We start from the raw sequence: 21,801 nt of genomic DNA, 5'->3' as shown, positions 1-21,801 counted from the left end.
GTTGTTCAGGCCAGAAGCACGGCAGCTGCGGCCTGTGCGATATCGAGGTCTTGCGAAGGTGCGCCGCCGGAGACACCAACGGCACCAATCAGAGCGCCACTGGCGTCGAACAGCGGCAGGCCGCCGGGAAACACCACCAGGCCACCGTTGCTGTTCTCCAGTCCGGGCGACGGACCACCGGGTTTGGCGTAGTCCCACAAGGCTTCCGTCGGCGCCTGGAACAGTGCCGCCGAGCGGGCCTTGTTGACCGCGATTTCAATGGAACCCAGCACCGCGCCATCCTGGCGGGCGAAGGCCTTGAGGTGTGCGCCGGCGTCGAGCACGGCGATGTTGGCGGCGACGCCCAGGGCGTCGGCCCGAGCCTCGCCGGCGGCGATCAGCGTGCGGGCTTGATGCAAGGTGATCATGGTTCTGTGCTCCGGTTCGGATCGTGGGAAAAGCCCCGCAATTCCGTTGTGGGCAGATTAGGGACGGCAGCCCGGACGCACCGTTCCTGGATTGCGGCGAGTGTTCGGCGATTGCGAAGCTGTATGTCCAGCCGGTGCTGCCCCCCGCCCTTCCCTGCGGGGGTACCCCGGCTCGCCGCTCCAGCCGCGAAGCCCATCGCCGCCCCCTTGCACCGTGGAGCGCTTTTGATCACTGTGCTGCGGGCAGCCTGCGCGGCAGGCATTGGGATGTGCAGAGATGATCGACCTGAATGACGTGGCCTTGTTCGTGCAAGTGGTCAAGGCTGGCAGCTTTGCCGAGGCTGCTCGTCGTATCGGAATCCCTTCCAATACCGCCAGCCGGCGGATCCAGCAGCTCGAGGAACAACTGGGCCTGCGACTGTTGCACCGGTCAACCCGGAAGCTCACGCTCACCGATGCCGGCGAGACGCTCTATGCGCGCAGCGCGGCGCAGATAGATGCCCTGTCCGAAGCCGCGCTTGAACTGGGTGAAGGTACCCAGACCCCTTCCGGCAAAGTCCGGGTGGCCGCAGCCGCTGACTTCTTCAACTGGTTCGACGTGCGTTGGGCAAAGGAATTCCTGGCGGCCTATCCCAGGGTCACGCTTGAGTTCGTACTCAGCGACGCGCGGGCGGACCTGATCGCCGAGGGCATTGATGTCGCCGTCCGCGCAGGGGAAGTTACCGAGCCCACGTTGATCGCCCGTCACATCGGCAGGAATCGAGCGTGCCTGGTTGCCAGCCCTTCGTATCTGGAGGAGCGAGGTGTTCCCCAGTCACCTGATGACCTGAAGGATCACGATTGCATCGCCGCTCGATCAGCGCCTGGACGTCTGAGCTGGTATCTGGACGGCCCGAATGGGCCTGTCGAGGCGGAAGTACATGGGCGGTTCTTCGCCAACTCGGCGCTGACGCTTCTCAAGGCCAGTGTCGCAGGCGCCGGCATCGCCCTGCTTCCCGACGTCATGTGCGCACCCCACCTGCAGAATGGCCAGTTGGTCCTGGTTCTGCCGGACTACGGAATTGATGGTGTGAATGTCTACCTCGTCTACCAGAGCCGCAGGCAGATGCCACGTGCAGTGAGTGCCTTCATTGATTTCGCCATGACCAAGCTGGTCGAGACCGGGTTGGTGACGACCGGAGTTTGACGCTGCCGGCGGCTCCTTGTTGCTCATGGTTTGGCAACGGCAACATCCCGGATTCGCACGAAGTGCCCCGCATGGAACTCCTGATAGAAGTGCGCCAACTCCGCTCTGCTGCCACCAACGAACGGACCATGCTGCATCACCGATTCGTCGATGGGTTGACCCGCATAGATGGTCACGCGGGCGCCTTGGTCTCCGGCGACGATGGTGGCACCGGATGCGGCCTGCATATCGCCTGCTCCCCAGCCTACCTCTCCAGCCCGCAGTGGGACGTCGCCGATTGTCAGTCGCCCATCGGTGACATAGGCAAACCCGCTCTGTCCTGCCGGAAACGCCTGCCAAACGCGGGCATGGGGTTGCAGCAACAGGTCCACGACCGTCATGGGCACGCGGGTGACCGTGGGTGATTCCAACTCGCCCGCGCGTCCGCTGTAGAGACGCACCTCGGCGCCTGATTCGTTCCGGACAGACGCCGTCTGCAGCGGAACAATCTGGAGTGCCGGCGGTTCATCACGATGATGTTGCGGCAATGCCACCCAGAGCTGGAGGATGCGGGCGTGTCCGGTAGCGACGACATCTTCGTTGTGGACGATGCCCCGACCCGCGGTCATCCAGGCCAGATCGCCGGTGTGCAGATGCCCTTCCGCAGCGTCAATGAGCGAGCCTTCCAGGATAAGCGTGACGGTTTCCAGTCCCGCGTGCGGATGCGCCTCGCCCACCGGCTGCCCGGGCTGGAAAGCCAAGGTATCGTCCATCATCAGCACGAAGGGATTGGTCAGCTCGAAGTTGTCCGAGCCGAACACTTTCCTTGCAGTGTGTCCAGGGCCGGCGAAACCCGGCTCGGCCTTGCCAGCCTTGGTTATGCGCCGGACTTTCCATTCGCTGATGGCTGTGGAGTTCATTGCGATGCTCCTGTTTGGAGAGTATTGGGTGGAACACTGTGGCAACCTGACCATCAGAACCGGCCTGCAGCGCGCAGCTGTTCGCCAAGTGTCTGGATGCGTTTTTCGCCCTGTGCCAGGGATCGCGCACAGGTGTGCACGGAGTGGCGGCCCAGAACGAGCTCATGGGGATGCTTGGCTGCCGAACCGAACACAAACTCCGCATCCTCGATTGCGACGAACTCGATGGCATCCTCGCCGTTCTCGAACACGCCGACTTCACCGGCCGCGATGGTCCCGGAACCTCGCAATGCGCCGGCACTTACGGCTGCCCATGCCACTGTGTGACCAGTCGGGGGCTGGAATCTCCAACGTTGGCCGGCTGCAAGTGTGATCGCGAAGTAGTTGATAAGCGAAGGCGTTGCGATCGGCCCTGTGACGCGGCCGTGCCGTCCCAGCAGAACAGCCACCGGCCCATCCCGGCCGATACTGCTCGGACCGACGTACCTGCTGTATGGCAGCGCCAGTTCGGCTGCAGGTGGCAAGGCCAGCCAGAGCTGGAAGCCGCGCAGCCGGTTGGAGTTGCCGAAATCACCGCCATGCCAGGCACCACTGCCGGCATGCATCCATTCCATCCAGCCCTGCTCGATGCGCCCGCATCGCCCCTGGTCATCCTCATAGGCAACCGATCCCTCGAACAACCACGTCAACGTGGCAATCCCGGAATGTGGGTGAAGACCAAATCCCGGCGTTCTGTCTCCGCGCAGATGCGCGGTGTCGATCAGATCGAGGAACACGAACGGCTTGAGCACTTCACCAAGGTCCGAGGGGCTGATCAAGCGGATGACGGGGCCCTTCGACTGCCCGCGGCTCCTGTGCGTCATCGCGCGAAGCCGGTGATGGCTGCTACGGGCCTGACTTTCGTGACTGGCTGGTTCAAGCATGTCGGTAGCTCCTGTGCATGGTTGTCCAGCCAGGCGTGTCGGCTGGCGGGACAACAATCTAGGAGTCAGGCCGTCCATCCAGTAGCCACTAGAAAGGGATTTCATTCATCCATCAACGGACCCAATCGCTTTTGCATCGCCCTTGCACTGCACGACGCGTGCGTACCGGCGGAGCGGCTCTACCCGGGACGCTGGCCCGCAAATCCCGCCGCTGGAACGCCGGGCCGGGCATTGCTTCACTGGATGGACGGGTGAAATCCCGGATCGCCTTCTAGTCGCCTGCCGGCAGCGTGCATAGGGTGTGCCCTGCGGTTTCGAAGTACAGCGATGGGACCGCTCCTCCCAAAACCATCAGGTGAACGACATGAAACTCCTCCACATCGATTCCAGCATCCTTGGCGACAACTCGGTCAGCCGGCAATTGACCGCAAAGCTCGTGCATGCCGCACGGGCCAGCACCACTACTGCGACCGTCATCTACCGGGACCTGGCGGCGCAGCCCGTTGGGCATCTGGCCGGTGCGCATCTTGCCGCAGCGCAGGGAGCCACGCCCGAATCCTCGACCATCCAGCAGGATGTCAATGCCGGTGCGAGTGATCTGGAAACCTTCCTCGATTCGGATGTGATCGTCATCGGTGCCCCGATGTACAACTTCAGCATCCCCAGCCAGCTCAAGGCCTGGATCGATCGCATCGCTGTTGCCGGCAAGACATTCCGTTACACCGAGAAGGGCCCGGAAGGACTCGCCGGTGGAAAACGGCTGCTGATTGCTTCCACGCGTGGCGGAATCTATGCCGAAGGCACGCCTGCGGCGCCGATGGATTACCACGAAACCTACTTGAAAAGCGTGTTTGGATTCCTGGGAATCACCGACATCCAGTTCATCCGCGCCGAAGGCCTGGCGATGGGCGATGAGCCCCGCGCGCAGGCATTGCGCGCAGCAAACGATGAGATCGCCAAGGCCTTTGCATAAGGCGTACCCGCGCATAAGGGACATCCCCTGCCACGCGCCACTTCGGAGCAACAATCATGGCCCGGACCATTGAGGGTGGCGTGCGCAGGAGCGCCGTGGTGCGGCATGCCGCGCGCCTCGCGTTGTTTCTGCTGACCACTTCCTTACTGCTGGCCTGCAGCTCAATGCCGAACACCAACGCCATACCCGAGCTGGCGCGTGATCATGCAACGGTGTCCGGAATAGAGAATGCGCGCTATTGGCTGGACAGCGACATCACCCCCTTCGTCGAGAATGCGATTGCCGACCTTCGTCGTCAGAAGGAGGCCGCTGCCCTGCGCGGCCTGCCTGCCGACGCGTCCGCGCGCGCCGACGTACTGGCCATTTCCGGGGGCGGCGAGGATGCAGCCTTCTCGGTGGGCCTGCTCAAAGGTTGGAGCGCGCATGGTGACCGTCCTGAATTCAGGGTGGTTACCGGCGTCAGCGCTGGAGGGTTGCTCGCGCCCTTTGCGTTCCTGGGGCCGGATTATGACGATCTGTTGCATCGCTCCATCAGTTCGATTGGCGAGGAAGGCGTATTCCGTTCCAGGGGCCCATTCGGTCTACTGAGCGATGGCATGTCCAGTAATGCACGGCTCATGAAACTGGTCGAACACTACGTCACACCACAGGTGCTGTTGGCCGTCGCCGCAGAGTACGGAAAGGGCCGGGCTCTGATGATCGGCACCACCGAGCTGTACTCGGGCCGGTCCGTCACCTGGAACATGGGCGCCATCGCGGCCAGCGGGTCGCCGGATGCCTTGACCCTTTTCCGCAAGGTGATGGTGGCTTCGGCCAGCATTCCCGGAGCGGTCTCACCGGTCCTGATCAACGTGGAGCTCGACGGAAGGCAGTACCAGGAGATGCACGTGGATGGTGGCGTAAGTGCGCAGGCATTCACCTACCCTTCGGCAACGTTGGCAGTGATGGAGCGGCTTACCGGCGAGCCCTTCCAAGGGAAGATTGGGGTTTACGTCCTGATGAATGGAAAACTGCTTCCCGAGTGGTCGAATGCTCTGCACCGCACTGTCGGTATCGGCTCACGTGCCTTGAGCGTGTTGCTGCAGCGCCAGGCAATCAACGACCTGGACAGAATCCATCGCACGGCGCATCAAGACGGCGCCGAGTATCGCCTTGCGTTCATCGGCCCGGAATTCAGGCATCCGCCGCACAGACGGTTCGATCGGCACTACATGGCGCGCCTGTTCGAGTACGCCTATCAGCTCGGCGCCCGTGGCTATCCTTGGCAAACCGCACCGCCGGTGGATGTCCCGCGCCCGCCAAACGATCAGCAGACCCTTCGGTGACAGCACGGTTGACTATGCGCCTTCTGCTGCGGCCATTGAATGTCATGGAAGCAGCTTGACCCCCTTAGATACCGCCGTTGCTTCGTGCGCGAAGCTCACCGTCATGGGCTGAGCATGGACAGCACCTTCGGGACGTGCGATCTCTTTTGAAGCCGTGGCCACGCCGATCTCAGGTCCGCATTGTGCTTACTGCAAACGGATCGCAGGATCCGATGGGAAAAGTGGGCTTCCCAGCCATCGCCAGCAGGCCACATGTAACGGCTAATCCATATTCATCCCCATCGTCACACCGGGGCGCCACAAAGCGCCTATGCTGCCAGGACATCGGGCGTTCCTTGCGCTCAAGGTGCACCGAATGAATTACGAAGAAGCACGTGCTGACCTGGATGAACTGGCACTTGAAATCACCACGTCCACGCTGTCCTGGTCGCACTCGCAACGCTTGGACAAGCTTCGCTCCTTCACCATCCTGACAAGACGTGCGTTGCAGGCCGCCTCCGGCTCACCCAACGAGCCCGAGCGGCGCGGCAGCATTGAGGCCCTGCTTGATCGGGTTGAGCGCGCGGTTGTTGCGGCCGCCCAGCGCGAGAAGCTTCAGGAGAACTACGAGCACGGCTGATGCCGCAACTGCGGCAGTGCTGTCGGAGAGTCATCCCATCGAATCCGCAGTCAACTGACCCGCAGGGCACCATCAGGCGGGCAACCCGGCACGCATGCGTGAGCTGGCTGCTTCAGGAGCATGTACATGATTGGCTTGAGAGATCGGGAATTCGTCAACGCCGTCAGCGAGCTGTCGTACTGGCAACAGCGCTTTGACCGCAGATCGTTGAACGGCAGTTCCTTCCGCAACGATTGCATCGCCATCATCAAGCTTGCATGCGAAATCCATCTGCGCGATCCACGCGGCCTGCACAGCGCTTGGCTCAAGGATCTGCATGCACGTCGTCCCCCGTGTCAGCCGAGGAACAGCTCGAACGTGGCTGCCCAGATCGCCCAGCTGTGCTGGGACCGCCTCAACTGCGAGCCAGGTCCATCGGGGTGTTCAGCCCCCCGGCTTCAGTGAGGTCCTGCGACACCACAGCAAAGCACAGGGTTCTAGGGCGAGGATTTCATCGCAATGCCGTAAACGCAGACCCGCGGCCTCCCTCATTCAGCCATCGCACGAACGGCTTGGCGCAGCGCCAGACGCCTAAGTTTATTTACTTAGGCCAATCGCTGGTTTTTACCGTTTTCCATTGGCGGCAAACAATCGCAGAGTGAGCTCGGCGCGGTTCACCCAGGAGTCGCCATGTTCGTTCACTCGGCACCGGTCAATCCGGTTGCGCGGCGGTCAAGCCGACTGTGCCGGCTGGCTGGCGCCGTGGCATTGGCCCTGTCTTCACAGGCCGGTGCCCAGACCTGCCCTTCGCCTGCCGTGGCCACGGCAGGCGGCCAATGCACGGTTTCCCCAGGCTCGACCGCGACCGTAGGCGCCAACGCAACCGGCCTGTCGGCCCAGACCACAGGATCAATCATCGGCGACGGCATTACCGTCAACCTCACGGGGACGAATGCGACTGGCGCCATGGCCCAATCCGGTGGGCAGATCAGCCTCAACTCCAGCACCGTTCAAACCACATCGTCCGCCGCTGCGGCAGGTGGCCAGTTCGGGCTTCGCGCAACCGGTGCCGACAGTCGCATCACCGCCGCTGGCGCCGTCGTCAGCATGGCGCCAGGGGGCACTAGCTCTCCTGCAAACATGCGCGGTGTCAGCGCCGAGGCGCAGGGCACGATCAGCCTCGAGGATGCGCGGATTCACGTGCAGGGCGGCTCCAATGCCGTCAACAACTATGGTGTGCAAGCGACAGGTGCGGGCAGCACCGTGCAACTGGTTTCAGGCAGCGTGAGTACCGGCTCGCGCGGGGCGTTCGGCGTACTGGCGCTCGATGGCGGCCTGGTCACCCTGGACGGCACGCAGATCACGACGGCGGGCGGACAGAACACTACGACCCTGGACGGAAGCCATGCCATGGTTGCACGCGGCATCGCCAGTCGTATCACCGGTCAGGGCGTCACCGCCACTACTTCCGGCGCCTTTGCCAACCTGGTTCGCGCCGACGCAGGCGGCGCGGTGGCATTGAGTTCAAGCATCCTGTCGCATACAGGCACCGGGAATGCGGCCACGGCGGCCGCCGGCGTACGTGTTGCCAGCGGCGGCAGCTTCACCCTGGATGGTGCAAGTTCGCTTACCACCAGCGCATTGTGGTCACCGGGTCTGGTAGTAACCGATGCCGGCTCCACCGCAACCGTCGATGGCGCGACCATTACCGTGGGCGGTGCGCGTTCAATCGGCGTGTCGGTACTGGCGGACGGGGCGGCTTCCCTCACCAACACCAATGTAGTCATGACGGCGTCGGGCGCCAGCGGCTCCTCGGCGCCGGCCGTGCTCGCCGACGGCGCCGGGGCGAGCATCAGCCTGCAGGATGGCAGCGTGAGTACCGAGCGCGCTACCGCTCACGGCGTCCGTGCATTGGCCGGATCATCAATCACGCTGGACGGCACGGCTATCACCACATTGGGTGTGGACGCAGCTGCAATCAGCGCCGGCAGCTCAACCATTACCGCGAGCAACTTCACCATCGTCACACGCGGCAACGACAACGCGATGGGCGCGCTGGCTGACGGCAACAGCACGGTAGCGCTGACCGGAGGTTCAATCACGACCTACGGCAATCAGGTCCGGCAGTCCTCGTTCGCCCATGCCCTGGGCGCGCGGAATCCCGGTGGCGTGCTGACCGCCAGCGGCACTACCGCCCACACCTACGGAACCTACGCCATGGGCGTGTGGGCCGATGACGGGGGCACCGCCAATGTGGATTCGGTGACCGTGAAAACCGAAGGCGTGGGCGCGAACGGAGTGTTGGCGATCACCGAGCAGACCGGGGCGGAGTTCCCTGCCAAGGTGACCTTCACCGGTGGCAGTGTCGAGACGTTGGGCGATCTGGCCCACGGTGTGAACGCCCAGGCACGCAACGACATACCAACAGAACTGGCGCGGATCGACATCGACGGTACGCCGGTTACCACGCACGGCGTTGGTGCCGTCGGACTGCGCGCGGCACTGGCGAACTACGGGGGCGACCCTCCCACGGGCCACGGCGAAGCGCAGGTATCAGCACGCAACCTGACCGTTGCCACCAGCGGTGCCGGCGCCCACGGTGCCTTGTCCCGCGACAACCCCACGTTGGTGCAGATGGACAACGTGGCGCTGCGGCCAACGGGAGTCGCGGCCCATGGCGCGGTTTCGTTGCTGGGTGGACATGTGGTTGGCACTTCCACCACCGTGGCGCCCACGGGCAGTGATGCAATGGCGCTCTATGTGGTGGGCACGCCAACGGCAATCTCCCAGGCCGACTTCACCGCGAGCACGATGACCAACACAGGCGGGCCGACGGTAGGCGTCGCCGGCAATGGCCGTATCAGCCTGACCGACACCACCGTCACCGGCACCGACCAATGGCTGCGCGTGGGAGATCTCGACGATTTCCCTGTTCTGGTCGCGAACGAGGCGGGGATTCAAGGCCCGTCCGACTTTCCCGATGACGACGGCAACCTTCCGTCCGCGCCACCGCCGCCGCCACCGCCTGCTCCGATCCCGCTACTGCCTGGCGCCGCCGACATTACCGCCACACGCAGCACCCTCACCGGCTCGGCCTTCACTGCCGACGGCAGCGTCTCGAACCTGGTCCTTGTCGACGCACTGTGGCGGATGACCGGCAACTCGAACCTCACCACGCTGGTCAACGACCCCAGCCGGATCGAGTTCGCCCCACCCGTTGGTGATCCGCAGCTTGCCTCCTCGTACAAGATCCTGACGGTGTCCGGCTACAGCGGCGATGGCACGTTGGCGTTGAACACCTGGCTTGGCAACGATGGTTCGCCTTCGGACCAGCTGGTCGTGCTCAACGGCACAAGCAGCGGGCCGGGTTTCATCGAGGTCAGCAATACCGGCGGGCTGGGCGACCTGACCACCGCCAACGGCATCCGCGTGGTGCAGACGGTCAACGCCACCACCACGACCGACAACTTTGCACTTGCGGGACCGGTGGTAGCCGGCCCGTACGAGTACTTCCTGTATCGCGGTGGCAACGCCGCAGCGTCGGGGGCGGACATCGAGAACAGCTGGTTTCTGCGCTCGGTGATCGATTGTGCTGTACCGGGCGCGCCCTCACCGCCCTGCCCGCCGGTACCGCCTCCGGATCCTGATCCCGACCCTGATCCGGAACCACCAGTTCCCCCTGTTCCGCCAGTCCCCCCCGTTCCGCCGCAACCGGAACCACCGCCGGCCTACCGCCAGGAGGTATCGCTGATTGCAGCGGCACCAGCGATGGCACAGGTCTATGGGCGGACGATCATCGACACCCTGCACGAACGTGTGGGTGATGAAGAGCTGCTGCGCCAGCGCACGGACTTTGATCCTGACCGCACCGGGTTCAACGGCGCCTGGATGCGCTACGTCGGCCACGACGGCGAGCATGACGGTGGCCGCCGGGGCGTCTACGGCAATCGCGGCCCCGACTTCGACTACCGCTTCGATGCCCTGCAGATTGGTACCGACCTGTACCGGCACCTGGACCCGGAAGACGACAGCCGCAAGCATGCCGGCTTCTACCTGGCCTACGGCAAGGGCAAGGGTGAAGTGCGCCACAACCTGCTGGAGCATCGCTTCCATGCCGGCACCGACCGCTTCAAAGCCGGCTCGGTCGGCGGATACTGGACAGGGTTCAACGCCAAGGGTGCCTATCTGGACGCAGTGGCCCAGTACACGTGGTACGACATGCGCATCCAGTCGCCACGCATGCAGGACAGCTTTGTCGATGCAGATGGCCTGGCACTGTCCCTGGAAGGAGGCTGGCCTTTCATCCTCAACGACGGGGACGGACGCAGCATCGAAGACGGCCGCTGGCGGCTGGAGCCGCAGGCCCAGGTGATCTGGCAACGCATTGACGTTGATGACCTTGATGTCGGTAGCGCGCATGTGCGGTTCACCGACGGCGACTCCCTGGTGGCACGCATCGGCGCCAGGCTCAACCGCAATGGGCAACGCGAGAACAAGGCCGGCGAACTGCGCGTGAGCAACGCATGGTTGCGAGCCAACATCTGGCACGAGTTCCGTGGTGAGCCGCGTGCCGAGTTCACCACCAACAGTGGCTACGTGCCGTTCGCGGTGGATATGGGCGGCACCTGGGCAGAGGTCGGAATCGGTGGCACCTGGCAGGTATCGCAGACGGGCTACCTGTTCGCCGATATCGATTACAGCTGGGGCTTTGGCGGCGTCAACACCGCGTGGAACTGGAAGCTGGGCATGCGTTGGAACTGGTGAGTTCCAGCGCTCTGCCGTGCAACCCAGGCCTTGCCGGCAAGCGAGCGCTCGGCTTGAGCACTGCCAGCACGCCCCTGAAGGGGCGCTGGAGCGTGGACTTCGTCAATCACCACGCTGTTATCAACGGCATCGCGGCGACAACCCAGGCGTCACCGCTCCTGACTGCGCACAAACCACATGCCGCTCCCAGCACCATGGAGTGGCCGGCTTCACTGCGCCGCTCGCTTCTGCAGGACGGGACGGGAGATAAATGCCCCGCCCCGTTTGCATCAATCCCGAGCCAGTTTCGCCGCGAACTTCTGCTCGATATCCAGATAGGCGTCATCAGCCAGGTCGAACACGACCTTCACCACCGTGCCGCCGGTGAACGGGAACTGCGGCTTGTACTCGCTGCTCACCGCATCGCCACCGTCGTAGCCGATGCACAGGCCTTCGCCACACAGAATGTAGCGGCCGGTCTGGGTCCGGAACGGCGCAGTTGCTACGACCTTGTCGTCGACATGCAAGGACATCGTGCCGTTGGCCTCCCCTTTTGCGCTGACGCTTTCCTTTACGAACTCAACCCCAACCACATGCCGGCCCGTCTTGGGTGCATCGCAGACCAGACGCTGCTCGGGAGGAATGCCGAGAAAGTTGTACACATAGAAAAGCTTCCCGTCCTTGACGAAAAGCGAGTACCCGCCGAAGCGCGAGCCTTGGGCAACGATCACGCCGTTGCTGTCGCTGGTGAACTCCACTTCGGCCAGCATCTTGAAGGAGATGCCCAGGGTGCGGGCGGCCGCCGCTTCCGGGACCTCGGTTGTATTCGGGTAGTACACGTACCGATCACGCTTCTCGGCGTGGTACTCGGCCTCATGCATCGCCCGTACCCCAAGATCAATCAGCGGCAGCACGTTGTTCTTCCTGGCCTCCTGCATCCACAGCTCGGTCAGTTCCTTCACTTTCTCCGGATTCTTCTCTGCCAGGTCGTACGCCTCGGCGCGATCGGTATCGGTATGAAAGAGCTGCCACTGATCCTTGTCGAAGTTGCCCTGGTCCGACGGGATGGGCGCATGGACGGTCGCCGCCTTCCAGCCCTTGTGCCAGATGCTGCGCGTGCCAGCCATCTCGTAGTACTGGGTTTCCTTGGTTGTGGGTGCCTGTGCGCCGTCGAAGCTGTAAAGCATGGAAACGCCCGGCATCGGCGCCTGTTTGACGCCATCGACGACATCGGGAAGAGGCACGCCGCACGCTTCAAGAATCGTCGGCACGATGTCGGTGCAGTGGTGGTACTGGTGACGGACCTCGCCCTTGGCGCGGATGCCCTTGGGCCAATGGATCACCATCGGGTCGCAAGTGCCACCGGCATAGGAGGCATAACGTTTGAACATCCGGTACGGCGTTGAGAACGCCACGGCCCAACCGGTTGGATAGTGGTTGTAGGTGTCCGGCGACCCCAGCTTGTCCATCATTGCCAGGTTCGATTCGATGTCATCCGGGTAGCCGTTGAAGAAGCGGTTCTCGTTGACCGAGCCGCTGGGTGAGCCTTCACCGGAGGCACCGTTGTCGGCGCAGTAGAACACCAGCGTGTTGTCCAACTGGCCCGATTCTTCCAGGTAGTCGATCAGCCTACCGATCTGCACATCGGTGTACTCGGAGAACCCGGCATATACCTCGGCCATGCGGCTGAACAGCTTCTTCTCATCGTCGTTCAATGTGGCCCAGGGGCGCACCATGTCATCCGGCGCGGCTCGGTCCTCAGGCATGGGGTTGATCGGTGTGAGCACGGTATCGGCCGGCAGGATGCCGCGTTCGATCATTCGCTTGAGCACCCATTCGCGGTAGGCCTCGTAGCCGTCGTCGAACATGCCCCGATACTTGTCGATGTACTCCTGGGGTGCGTGATGGGGGGCATGGTTCGCACCGGGGCAGTACCACATGTACCAGGGCTTGTCGGGCTCGCCCTGCTTGCTGTCGCGGATGAACGAGATCGCCTTGTCGGCGATGTCGCTGGAGAAGTGATAGCCCTGTTCGGGTTGCGCCGGCTGGTCCACGAAGTGATTGTCTTCGATCAGCTCCGGATACCACTGGTTGGTTTCGCCACCGATGAACCCGTAGAAACGATCGTAGCCCAGGCCAAGTGGCCATTTCTTTTTCGATGCGCTCATGCCGAAGCCATCGACCGGCACGTTGTGGTTCTTGCCGATCCAGAACGTGCTCCAACCGGCATCGCGCAGGATGCTGGCAACGGTGCCGTTCTCCAGCGGAATGTGGCCCGCGTACCCGGGAAAACCCGTCGCAGCTTCGGAGATGCATCCAAACCCATTGGCGTGGTGATTGCGCCCGGTGAGGAAGCACGAGCGCGTCGGTGAGCACACCGCCGTGGTGTGCCATTGGGTGTACGTCAGCCCGTTCTTTGCCAGCCGGTCCAGCGTTGGCATCTCGATCCGGCCACCGTAGGGGGACCAGGCGGCCTGGCCGGTGTCGTCGTACAGGATGACCAGGACATTGGGCGCATCCTTGGGCGCCCGGTTATCCAGGAATGCGTCCCAGTCCGCCGTGGAATTGCGGATGTCGAGTTCGATCGAGCCTCTGAATTCGCGAGCCATGGTCTGTGTCCTGTGAGAGCCGCGCTCATGCGACGCTTCGCATTGCGTCCACCAAGTCTGCACTCGGGCACGGCAACCATCAGCATGGAATTTGCTGAGCCGCCTCCAGTAAATCTACTGATGCCCACGGCATGCCCCATGCGGACAGGGAACCCCAGAGCCACCGTGTCAGCGCGATCTATTCCCTGCTCAGGTGAAAGGACAACCCCTCGGCCGTGTTGCGCACCAGGATGATCTCCACGTCGGGGATATGGTGGCGCACCTTGACCAGCACATCCTCGCCGTCGTCCAGTTCGACATGGTAGACATCCCGCCCATAGCGATTGCGGATCGCATCACGAATCAAATGCGCGGCCTGGTTCTCATGGGTCCCCGAAGGAATCGGCACCACCAGGCTGCTGGCCGTACCTCCCTCCGGAACGAACGAGAACTCGACCTCGCCGTCAATTTTCGCCGCATGGTCTACGGCAATACGCCATTTGTTGGACGCATTCGATGCCTGGCTGGGCATGGCAATCAGCGCGGTGGCGACGACAAGCAGCCACAGCAGGGACTTCAGGGTTCGCATTGGTATCTCCCGTTGATGATCAGCAGAACTGAGGTCTCGGAAGGTCACGATATCGGCCCGCTACCGGCAACTACGAACCGATCATCCGAAGCTGCACGTTGGCCCGGATCAGATCCGCGCGTGCGTGGTCGGTACCCACCGACGATGCATTGACCACCTGCCTGCGTTAGGCACGAGTGAAGCCCGGCATGCGGCGCGCTTGCTCCAGCGGGTTGTCCGTCTCATCAGCGCCGTGCCGTGGACGCTGGAGGCGATCCGTGCAGGCTTGCACGCCTGGCCCAACAATGCATGGGCTACGCAGATCACCTTTGGAACTGATGCAGCGGCGAGTGCCCTCGCCGCTGCGCTGGTCAGCAAGGCTTCCAGCAGATGACCGTTACAAACGCTCAGGCGTGCTCGTGGCAAACACCGGCGGCGGCACATCCAGCACTTCATCCTTTACCGGCCGCCCTGCGAGGAAGCTGGCAATGTTGCCGGCGATGTCCGGGTTGCCCAGCCACAGCTCGTTGTCGTGGCTGGCACCGCGCACCAACAGCTGCTGGCCCTTGCGGAAGCCGGGCAGCATTGCCTGTGCATTGGCCTGCGGCGTGCGGCCATCCAGCGTGCCGCTGATGAAGAGCACCGGTACGTCGCTGTGCAGCGGCCCACGGAATGCCTCACCCAGGTCAACCAGCCCCAGGCCGTCTCCGAGCTCCGGGAACGGGAAGTTCAAGGCATCCCCGAACAGGCTCTGGCGTGCCTGCGCCTGCACCAGGGCACGACGTTGCGGACTCTGCCCTGATGCGATGTCCATTGCCAGCGGCATGGCACGGAATCCACCAAGCCCGCCGCGCACCATCAGCACGCCTGCCGCCAGCAGATCGTAGTTGCCGGCCTCGGCCTGACGCATCATCAACGGCAGCAGCTGCTGGGTGGAACGACGGCCGAGCATCACCGCCAATGCCAGCTGTGCATCGTACTGGCCGATGGTGACCTTCCTGCCCTCATGCATCGGGCTGCTGCCTTGGCCGGGCTGGCGTTGCAGCGTTTCCAGCACGCGCCGGGTGGAACCCACCAGATCGTCGAAACCGTCTTTCCGGGCCAGCACCGCCAGATCGGCCAACAGCGCGTCCGCCGCCAGCGGCAACTTGATCGTGTCGTCTGGGCCTTCGGTGCCCATCAACACCACGCGCTCGATGTTCGCGCCATGACGACGGACCGTGGCCAGCGCCAAGTGCGTGCCGTAGCTCATCCCCCACAGGCTTACCCGCGGCAGCCCCATGGCGCGGCGCAGGTCCTCGATGTCGTCGGCACTCTCGGCCGTGGTGTAGGCCGCCAGGTCAATCCCGCCCTTCTTCCATTCGGCGATGCAGCTGGCAGTCGTCGCACGGATCTTTGCCAACGCCGCGTCGCGTTGCAGCGGCTGGTTGTCGTCAAAATGACTTTCGTGCGTGCAGGCCGGCGGGGGCTCCGAGAAATCGGTGCCACGCTGATCGAGCAGCAGCACATCGGTCTCGCGACGGATACGATCGAACACCGGCCAACGTGGGCCAAGCGACGTGCCGAAGCTGGAGCCACCCGGGCCGCCGGCCAGATAGAGCACCGGTGCGGCGCTGCCATCCCCTCCGGTGGCACGCAGACGTATCACCCGCAGCCGGATGCGGGGACCATCGGGCACATCATGGCGACGCGGCACCTCAAGGAAGGCCTCCTCCGAGTCGATCGTGCCGTGACTCTGGGTTTTCATCGTGTAGTGCGAGAACACCAGTGGCGTCGGCACATCCCTGGCCAGCACCGGCGCCGCCCAGACCAGTGCAAGGCTCATCGCTGCCAGCGTGCCCACCCGCTGCAACTTCCGCATGGGCTTGTCCTTGCCAGGTGCGACGGTGCGGGCACCGTCGTGGCAATGCGAAACGTGGAGCGGCATTGCCGACGTCGTCGACGGGACTGACGAACACGCAGTGCGGGTAGTGAACAGGGAAGAACGGTTGCTGGACATGGCGGACTCCGGTTGTGAGGTGGATGCGAAGGTGGCGCAGGCCCCGGCGTCCCTGTTGGACGTGCAGCAGCTCTCACCACGGGACCGAGCATCTCCTCCACCGGGGCGGTCCGGTGGCCTGCGTCCGCCGAACGACTCCAGACGACCGTCCAGTGTCTCCGCCGAGCCGATACGATAGGCGCCATGCAGATCCCGCGAACCCTGGCCGTACTCGTCGTGTTGCTGGCCGCCGTGGCGGCGTGGCTCGCCGTTTCAATCCCTGACATGACCACGGTGCGGGTGCTCAGCGGAGAGATGGCCCCGGCAAGGCTCACCACTTCCGGAAACCTGCCGGCATTGCCACCGGACGATACGCACTGGCGCCCGCTCGATCAGCGCGTCCTGGCCGGCTGGCGTGACCCTTACTGGCTGCGCTGGCGATCAACAGAGCCGGTGGCACCCAGCGAAAGCGACCGTGCCTTGCGCCTGTCGCTGCGTGCTGCCAGCCAGCTTTCCTGGAACGGACAACCGCTGGCCGGCAACGGCATCGTCGGTCGTAGCGGCGAGGAAGAGCGCCCCGGACGCAACGACATCGTCCGCGTGTTGCCGCCCTCCTCCACATCCGGCCAGGACGAACTGATCGTGCTGGCATCCAGTCAGCACCAACGTTTCCAGCTGCACGGTGCCGATGCGGTCGCCGTGGTCGCGCCGGCGGCATTGCTCTATGGCCACATCCTCCGGCCCTGGTTGATCGCGGCATTTGCCACCGGCGCGCTCACAGCGGCCTGTCTGTTCTTCCTGGCGGTGCAGCGCGGCCGTCCACCCGCGCCCGGCGCCCGGCTGCTGCTCGCACTCTGCGTGGTGGGCCTGGCCCTGCCGGTCGTTGAAGCCTGGCGCCCACTGCTGGGCTATGCCTATCCATGGCACGGCCCACGTCTGCTCCTGCTGCAGGCGTTGCACGTTGCGGCGGCAGTGTTGTTGCCGGCCTACCTCGCTCGTCGCTTCGATGTTCCGGTATCCAAGGGCGCACGCATCGCTTATCTGATCGTGCTGGCTATCGCCGTGGCGTTGCTGCCCGGCTTCGATACCCGCTCGGCTGCCGTGCTGCTGATAAGCCTGCTGGCATCAGCGGGGCTGCTGCTGCGCGTGCGTGACGCGCAGGAAGAGCGTTGGCCGATCCTGGCGCTGCTGCTTGCCGGCACGGCGGCGTTGATGGTCGCGCGCGGTGCGTTCCTCGACGGCCCTTACTTTCTGTTGCTGGCGGTGCTGATGGGTTTCCTGCTGCTGCGCCACGCCGCGCAGCTGCGGGCGCTGGATCGCCACAACGCCAGGCTGCGCGAAGAGCGCGCGCAGCTCTCGCTGCAGTTGTTGCAGCGTGGCATCCAGCCGCACTGGCTGATGAATACCCTGACCTGCCTGCAGGAGTTGATCGAGCAGGCACCGTCGCGCGCGAGCCAGCTGGTCGAGTCATTGGCCGAGCAGTTCGACCGTCTGCGCGACAGCAGCAGCCAGCAAAGCGTTCCTTTGGAGGACGAGCTGGCGTTGTGCCGCAGCCATCTGGATATCGTCGGGCTGGCGCTGGATCGGCCGATGACGCTCGAAGTGGACGCCAGCGACACCCGGTTGCGGCTGCCACCGGGCATCCTTCATGCCCAGGTCGAGAATGCACTCACCCATGCCGGCACCCTCGCCTGTGCGCAACGCCCCTTCCGCCTGCACGTACAGCGCCAGAACGACCGTTGGACGCTGGAACTGCGCAGCGCTCGCGGGTCCGCGCCGCACCGTGGACGCGGGACCGGCACACGCTACATCGAGGCCAGCCTGGCCGCGGCCTGCCCCGATGGCTGGCATTTTGTCCAAGGCGCCGACGGTGCCGACTGGTATGGCCGGATAGAGCTGACATGCGCATCCTGATCGTCGAGGACGAACCGCTGGTCCGGCAGCGCCTGCTGCGCCTGTGCGCGGAGTTGGTGGGGGCACGTGCCCGTTTTGACGCGGTCGCCGACCTTGAGGCGGCCGGTGACCGGCTTGAGCGCAGCATCTACGACGGCCTGCTGCTGGATCTGAACCTTGGTGGCGAGGACGGCTTTGAGCTGCTGCGGCGCGCAGTGGCTGGCCGCTATCACTGCGTCGTGGTGTCGGCCCATCGCGAGCGGGCGTTGCAGGCCTTCGAGCATGGTGTATTGGACTTCGTGCCCAAACCGTTCTCACGTGAGCGTCTTGGCCAAGCCCTCGAACGCCTGCTTGATGTTGGCCGTTATCGCTCAGGGCGCGCACGCTATCTCGGCATCTGGCGTGCACAAGGCACCGCGCTGGTCGAACTGGAAGACGTGGTGTGGATCCGTGCGGACGGCGATTACAGCGAACTGCGCATGCGTGACGGCCGCAGCGAGCTGCACGACAAGTCCCTGGCCGGCCTAAGCGGCGTGCTGCCGCCCGACTTCGTGCGCTGCCACCGCTCCTACCTGGTCAACCTGCGCCATGTCCGCAGCCTTCATGCCGGCTCAGGCAGCCGCTATTGGCTGGTATTGAACGATGGCGCGGAGCTGGCCGTGGGCCGTGCCCACGTCACCGCGCTGCGCGCCGAACTTGCCCTGGAATGATCGGTTGTGTAGCAGCTCTGGCCGCCGCCGTCGAGCACTGCGGCGGCATCCCGATGCGCACCCAACGCACACGCATCGGCGGCCGTTTCGTCAGCGTCAGTCGTTGAACACACGGACCCAGTCGTCACGGACGCTGACCAGTGGCCAGCCGCGCTCCTTGGCCAGCGCTACCGCCTTCTGCGCACCGGAGACGTAGGCGATATCCCGCTTCTCGTCGTCGTGGGTGACCAGCACGGCCAGCGAGGCGCGCTTGCCCTGCGTGGCGAAGCTCAGCATCTGGATGTCGCCATTGGAGTTGCCGGCGGCAAAGATCGGGCGTGCGCCGATCCGGTTCCATATCCGCACCACCTTGGCCGGGCCATCATCAAAGACGTCCAGTTTCGAGGTATGGAACAACTTGCCGACGCCGTCTTCCTCGCGGTATTCCAGCGTGACGGAGGTACCTACCACACGCTCGGGCGGAATGCCATAAAGCTCGGCGGTGATCGGGCGCATGAAATCGCGACCGCCACCGGACACGATGTAGTTGGTGAAGCCGTTGGCTTCCAGATAGTGAAGAAGCTCGCGCATCGGCGCATAGGCAGTCTTGAGATAAGGCCGCTTCAGCACCGGGTTCTGCGACTTGCGCAGGAACTCCTCGGCCTTGGTCGCGAAGGCTTCGACCTCATCGTCGGCATAGGCCGACAACAGGCCCGCAGCCATCTGCTTGAGCTCCGTGTCGTCCCCTTCATAGTGCTTGGTGATGACATCGCCCAGCCAGGCCTGGTCCTTGCCGTAGACCGCCTTCCAGGGCTGCTTCTCGCGAAGCGCGGGATCGGCAGCGGCCTGTTCGGCGATCCTGCCCATCAGGAAGCCGGCCTGGATGGGCATGGGCTTCTCGCACCACAGACATCCATCGTTGTCGAACACGGCGATTCTTGCAGTGATAGGCACGTATTGGGGACCATCTTCCTGGGTCACCGCCGTGACGAAATCGATGATCGATTGGCGCGTGGCGCCGGCATTCCAGCTCTTCAGCAGCTCTTCGTGCATGTTTGCGCCTCGATCCAGCGTGTGTTCGACGTGCCCACAATTCCATCAATGAGGGGCTGGCGCGCAAGGCGCGCCAGCCCCCAATCACCGACCTTCTGTCATGCGCTGCCCTTGGGCAGGGCCTGGCGCTCCCGATAGGCCTTGACCTTGTCGATGGCCTTGATCTCCCTGAGCTCCTCCTCCAGCACGTTGGCCGGGTTGAAGCTGGGCGGGAACGCGCGCGGCGGGAACTCCTTGAACGTGGCCGCAAACTCGTACACCGTCTGCATCATCCCGTAGGCGCTGCCGACGTGGTTGAGGTTCCAGTCCCAGTAGGTGTTCGAGGTGATGTCGGCGCGCTCGAACGGGTCCTGGAACAGGTTGAATATCTTCTGCAGGCGCAGGACGGTGAACGGCTCGGCCCACAATTCCAACGTTCCCTGTGCGCGCTGTTCGGCAAACACATACTTGTAGGCGTCCATGCGTACACCGACCAACAGGCCATCGTCGTCGGAATAGAAGAAGGTATCGCGCTGACTCTTGACGCCGTTGTTGCGGCCAGGCGTACCCTCCACCTTGGTCAGCAGCTCGGACTGGTCGTATCCGTCCAGATGCACCTTGTACTTGGTGCCATTGGCGGTGTAGCCGGTCTTGAGCTTCTCCTTGATCGCCGGCTCGCCGGCAATCGCGCACAAGGTTGGGATCCAGTCGTTGTGCGCCATCAACTCGTTGGTGACCGTGCCGGCCTTGATGTGCTTTGGCCAACGGACCAGACACGGCACGCGGAACGCGCCTTCCCAGTTGGTGTTCTTCTCCGAACGGAACCAGGTCATCGCACCGTCCGGCCAGGTATTCATGTGCGGGCCGTTGTCGGTTGAATAGACCACGATGGTGTTGTCGGCAATGCCAAGCTTGTCCAGCGCATCGAGAATTTTCCCGATGGTGTCGTCGTGCTCCATCATGCCGTCCAGGTACTCGCTGTCACCATGCTCGTAGCGCCCACGATGGGATTTGCGTACATGTGTACGCAGGTGCATGCGGGTGGCATTGAACCAGCAGAAGAACGGCTTGTCGCCGGATGCCGAGCGCTTGATGAAATCAATCGCGGCATCGGAGGTCTCATCATCGATGGTCTCCATGCGCTTCTTGGTGAGCGCACCGGTGTCCTCGATGGTCTGCTTGCCAATTTTTCCGAAACGCGGATCCTCGGTCGGATCGTCCTTGGACGTCGCCTTGCACTTGAGCACGCCGCGCGGCCCGAAGCGCTTCACGTAGGTCGGGTCCTTCGGGTAGTCGGGAAGTTCGGGTTCTTCCTCGGCGTTGAGATGGTAAAGGTTGCCGAAGAATTCATCGAAGCCGTTGACCGTCGGCAGCGTGTCGTTGCGATCGCCCACGTGGTTCTTGCCGAACTGGCCAGTGGTATAACCCAGGCCTTTGAGCAGCCCGCCGATCGAAGGATCAAGCTGGCTCATGCCCATCGGCGCACCCGGGAAACCCACCTTGGTCAAACCGGTGCGGATGCCGTGCTGACCAGTCAGGAAGGCGGCGCGGCCAGCGGTGCAGGACTGTTCGCCGTAGTAGTGGAGAAAGCGCAGGCCTTCATGGGCCAGGCGATCGATGTTCGGCGTTTCGTACCCCATGAGTCCATCGGCGTAACAACTCAGATTCGGGGTGCCGATATCGTCGCCCCACATAACAAGGATGTTCGGCTGCGAAGGCTTTTCTGAACGCTTCTGGGTCACGGTTCCGCTCCATCGACAGGGTCATTGGATACTGGCTTACGAACAGCCAGGGGTGCCAACGCATTCTTTCGGGAAACGGATAAGTACTATTACTGGGTGCTACTGAAGCGCCCCGCATTCCAGTCGTGTAGAAACACGGAACGCTGTTGATTGCTGCAGGCCGGATGTTTCAGTTCCGGCGCTGCGCCGCTTTCGCGGTGTGCGCTTTTTGCAACGCATGCGCGCGTCCAAGGCGAAGGGGCCGATGATGTTGTTTT

General features: G+C 63.6%; 16 protein-coding genes. 7 read left to right on the top strand and 9 right to left on the bottom strand.

The features are described from left to right. Nucleotides 1-5: 5 nt before the first annotated feature. A complete protein-coding gene (locus tag LR961_RS09560) occupies nucleotides 6-407 on the bottom strand; it encodes a heme-binding protein (RefSeq protein WP_232148597.1) in 402 nt (133 codons plus the stop codon). Nucleotides 408-684: 277 nt separating this feature from the next. Here LR961_RS09560 and LR961_RS09555 point away from each other — a divergent pair, with 277 nt between their 5' ends. After that, complete coding sequence (locus LR961_RS09555) at nucleotides 685-1,593, top strand: LysR family transcriptional regulator (RefSeq protein ID WP_232148596.1); 909 nt, start codon at nucleotides 685-687, stop codon at nucleotides 1,591-1,593. A gap of 23 nt (nucleotides 1,594-1,616) precedes the next feature. Here the strand turns inward: LR961_RS09555 and LR961_RS09550 are convergent, their stop codons facing one another. Together LR961_RS09550 and LR961_RS09545 are read right to left on the bottom strand one after the other, a co-directional pair. Continuing rightward, nucleotides 1,617-2,492, bottom strand: a complete 876-nt coding sequence (locus LR961_RS09550) for a pirin-like C-terminal cupin domain-containing protein (protein WP_232148595.1) — start codon at nucleotides 2,490-2,492, stop codon at nucleotides 1,617-1,619. A 53-nt stretch (nucleotides 2,493-2,545) separates the two neighbouring features. Next, nucleotides 2,546-3,415, bottom strand: a complete 870-nt coding sequence (locus LR961_RS09545; protein ID WP_232148594.1) for a pirin family protein — start codon at nucleotides 3,413-3,415, stop codon at nucleotides 2,546-2,548. Nucleotides 3,416-3,779: 364 nt separating this feature from the next. On the opposite strand from LR961_RS09545, the gene LR961_RS09540 reads away from it, so the two are divergent. The 3 genes from LR961_RS09540 (at nucleotide 3,780) to LR961_RS09530 (ending at nucleotide 6,332) form a co-directional block, all read left to right on the top strand. After that, on the top strand, nucleotides 3,780-4,388 hold the full coding sequence (locus LR961_RS09540; RefSeq protein WP_232148593.1) for an NAD(P)H-dependent oxidoreductase: 609 nt from the start codon (nucleotides 3,780-3,782) through the stop codon (nucleotides 4,386-4,388). Nucleotides 4,389-4,444: 56 nt separating this feature from the next. Then, nucleotides 4,445-5,713, top strand: a complete 1,269-nt coding sequence (locus tag LR961_RS09535) for a patatin-like phospholipase family protein (RefSeq protein WP_232148592.1) — start codon at nucleotides 4,445-4,447, stop codon at nucleotides 5,711-5,713. A gap of 355 nt (nucleotides 5,714-6,068) precedes the next feature. Next, nucleotides 6,069-6,332, top strand: a complete 264-nt coding sequence (locus tag LR961_RS09530; RefSeq protein WP_232148590.1) for a hypothetical protein — start codon at nucleotides 6,069-6,071, stop codon at nucleotides 6,330-6,332. Between the two features lie 72 nt (nucleotides 6,333-6,404). Here the strand turns inward: LR961_RS09530 and LR961_RS09525 are convergent, their stop codons facing one another. Continuing rightward, nucleotides 6,405-6,650, bottom strand: a complete 246-nt coding sequence (locus tag LR961_RS09525) for a hypothetical protein (protein ID WP_232148589.1) — start codon at nucleotides 6,648-6,650, stop codon at nucleotides 6,405-6,407. A 351-nt stretch (nucleotides 6,651-7,001) separates the two neighbouring features. Between LR961_RS09525 and LR961_RS09520 the strand changes: the two genes are divergently transcribed. Further along, nucleotides 7,002-11,075: an autotransporter outer membrane beta-barrel domain-containing protein gene (locus tag LR961_RS09520; protein ID WP_232148588.1), complete on the top strand. Its 4,074-nt coding sequence runs from the start codon at nucleotides 7,002-7,004 to the stop codon at nucleotides 11,073-11,075. A gap of 269 nt (nucleotides 11,076-11,344) precedes the next feature. Here the strand turns inward: LR961_RS09520 and LR961_RS09515 are convergent, their stop codons facing one another. The 3 genes from LR961_RS09515 to LR961_RS09505 form a co-directional block, all read right to left on the bottom strand. Beyond that, nucleotides 11,345-13,663, bottom strand: coding sequence for an arylsulfatase (locus LR961_RS09515; protein ID WP_232148586.1), 2,319 nt, complete (start codon nucleotides 13,661-13,663; stop codon nucleotides 11,345-11,347). A 178-nt stretch (nucleotides 13,664-13,841) separates the two neighbouring features. Further along, on the bottom strand, nucleotides 13,842-14,231 hold the full coding sequence (locus tag LR961_RS09510) for a hypothetical protein (RefSeq protein ID WP_232148585.1): 390 nt from the start codon (nucleotides 14,229-14,231) through the stop codon (nucleotides 13,842-13,844). A gap of 376 nt (nucleotides 14,232-14,607) precedes the next feature. Beyond that, entirely contained in the window at nucleotides 14,608-16,071 is a 1,464-nt protein-coding gene (locus LR961_RS09505; protein WP_232148584.1) for an alpha/beta fold hydrolase, read from the bottom strand. Between the two features lie 321 nt (nucleotides 16,072-16,392). Between LR961_RS09505 and LR961_RS09500 the strand changes: the two genes are divergently transcribed. Together LR961_RS09500 and LR961_RS09495 are read left to right on the top strand one after the other, a co-directional pair. Beyond that, nucleotides 16,393-18,102: a sensor histidine kinase gene (locus tag LR961_RS09500; RefSeq protein WP_232148583.1), complete on the top strand. Its 1,710-nt coding sequence runs from the start codon at nucleotides 16,393-16,395 to the stop codon at nucleotides 18,100-18,102. Continuing rightward, the gene (locus LR961_RS09495; protein WP_232148582.1) at nucleotides 18,090-18,791 is read left to right on the top strand and encodes a LytTR family DNA-binding domain-containing protein; all 702 of its coding nucleotides are present in this window, start codon (nucleotides 18,090-18,092) and stop codon (nucleotides 18,789-18,791) included. The genes LR961_RS09500 and LR961_RS09495 overlap by 13 nt, the downstream gene beginning before the upstream one ends. Before the next feature lie 96 nt (nucleotides 18,792-18,887). Here LR961_RS09495 and LR961_RS09490 read toward each other — a convergent pair whose 3' ends face one another. Next, a complete protein-coding gene (locus LR961_RS09490) occupies nucleotides 18,888-19,823 on the bottom strand; it encodes an HAD family hydrolase (protein ID WP_232148581.1) in 936 nt (311 codons plus the stop codon). 98 nt (nucleotides 19,824-19,921) lie between these two features. After that, nucleotides 19,922-21,544, bottom strand: coding sequence for an arylsulfatase (locus tag LR961_RS09485; RefSeq protein ID WP_232148580.1), 1,623 nt, complete (start codon nucleotides 21,542-21,544; stop codon nucleotides 19,922-19,924). Nucleotides 21,545-21,801 lie beyond the last annotated feature (257 nt).

The organism is Stenotrophomonas sp. SY1 (assembly GCF_021202945.1).
Classification (GTDB): domain Bacteria; phylum Pseudomonadota; class Gammaproteobacteria; order Xanthomonadales; family Xanthomonadaceae; genus Stenotrophomonas.
Note: the sequence above shows the minus strand (reverse complement) of the source record. Positions and strands in the feature narration are given on the sequence as shown.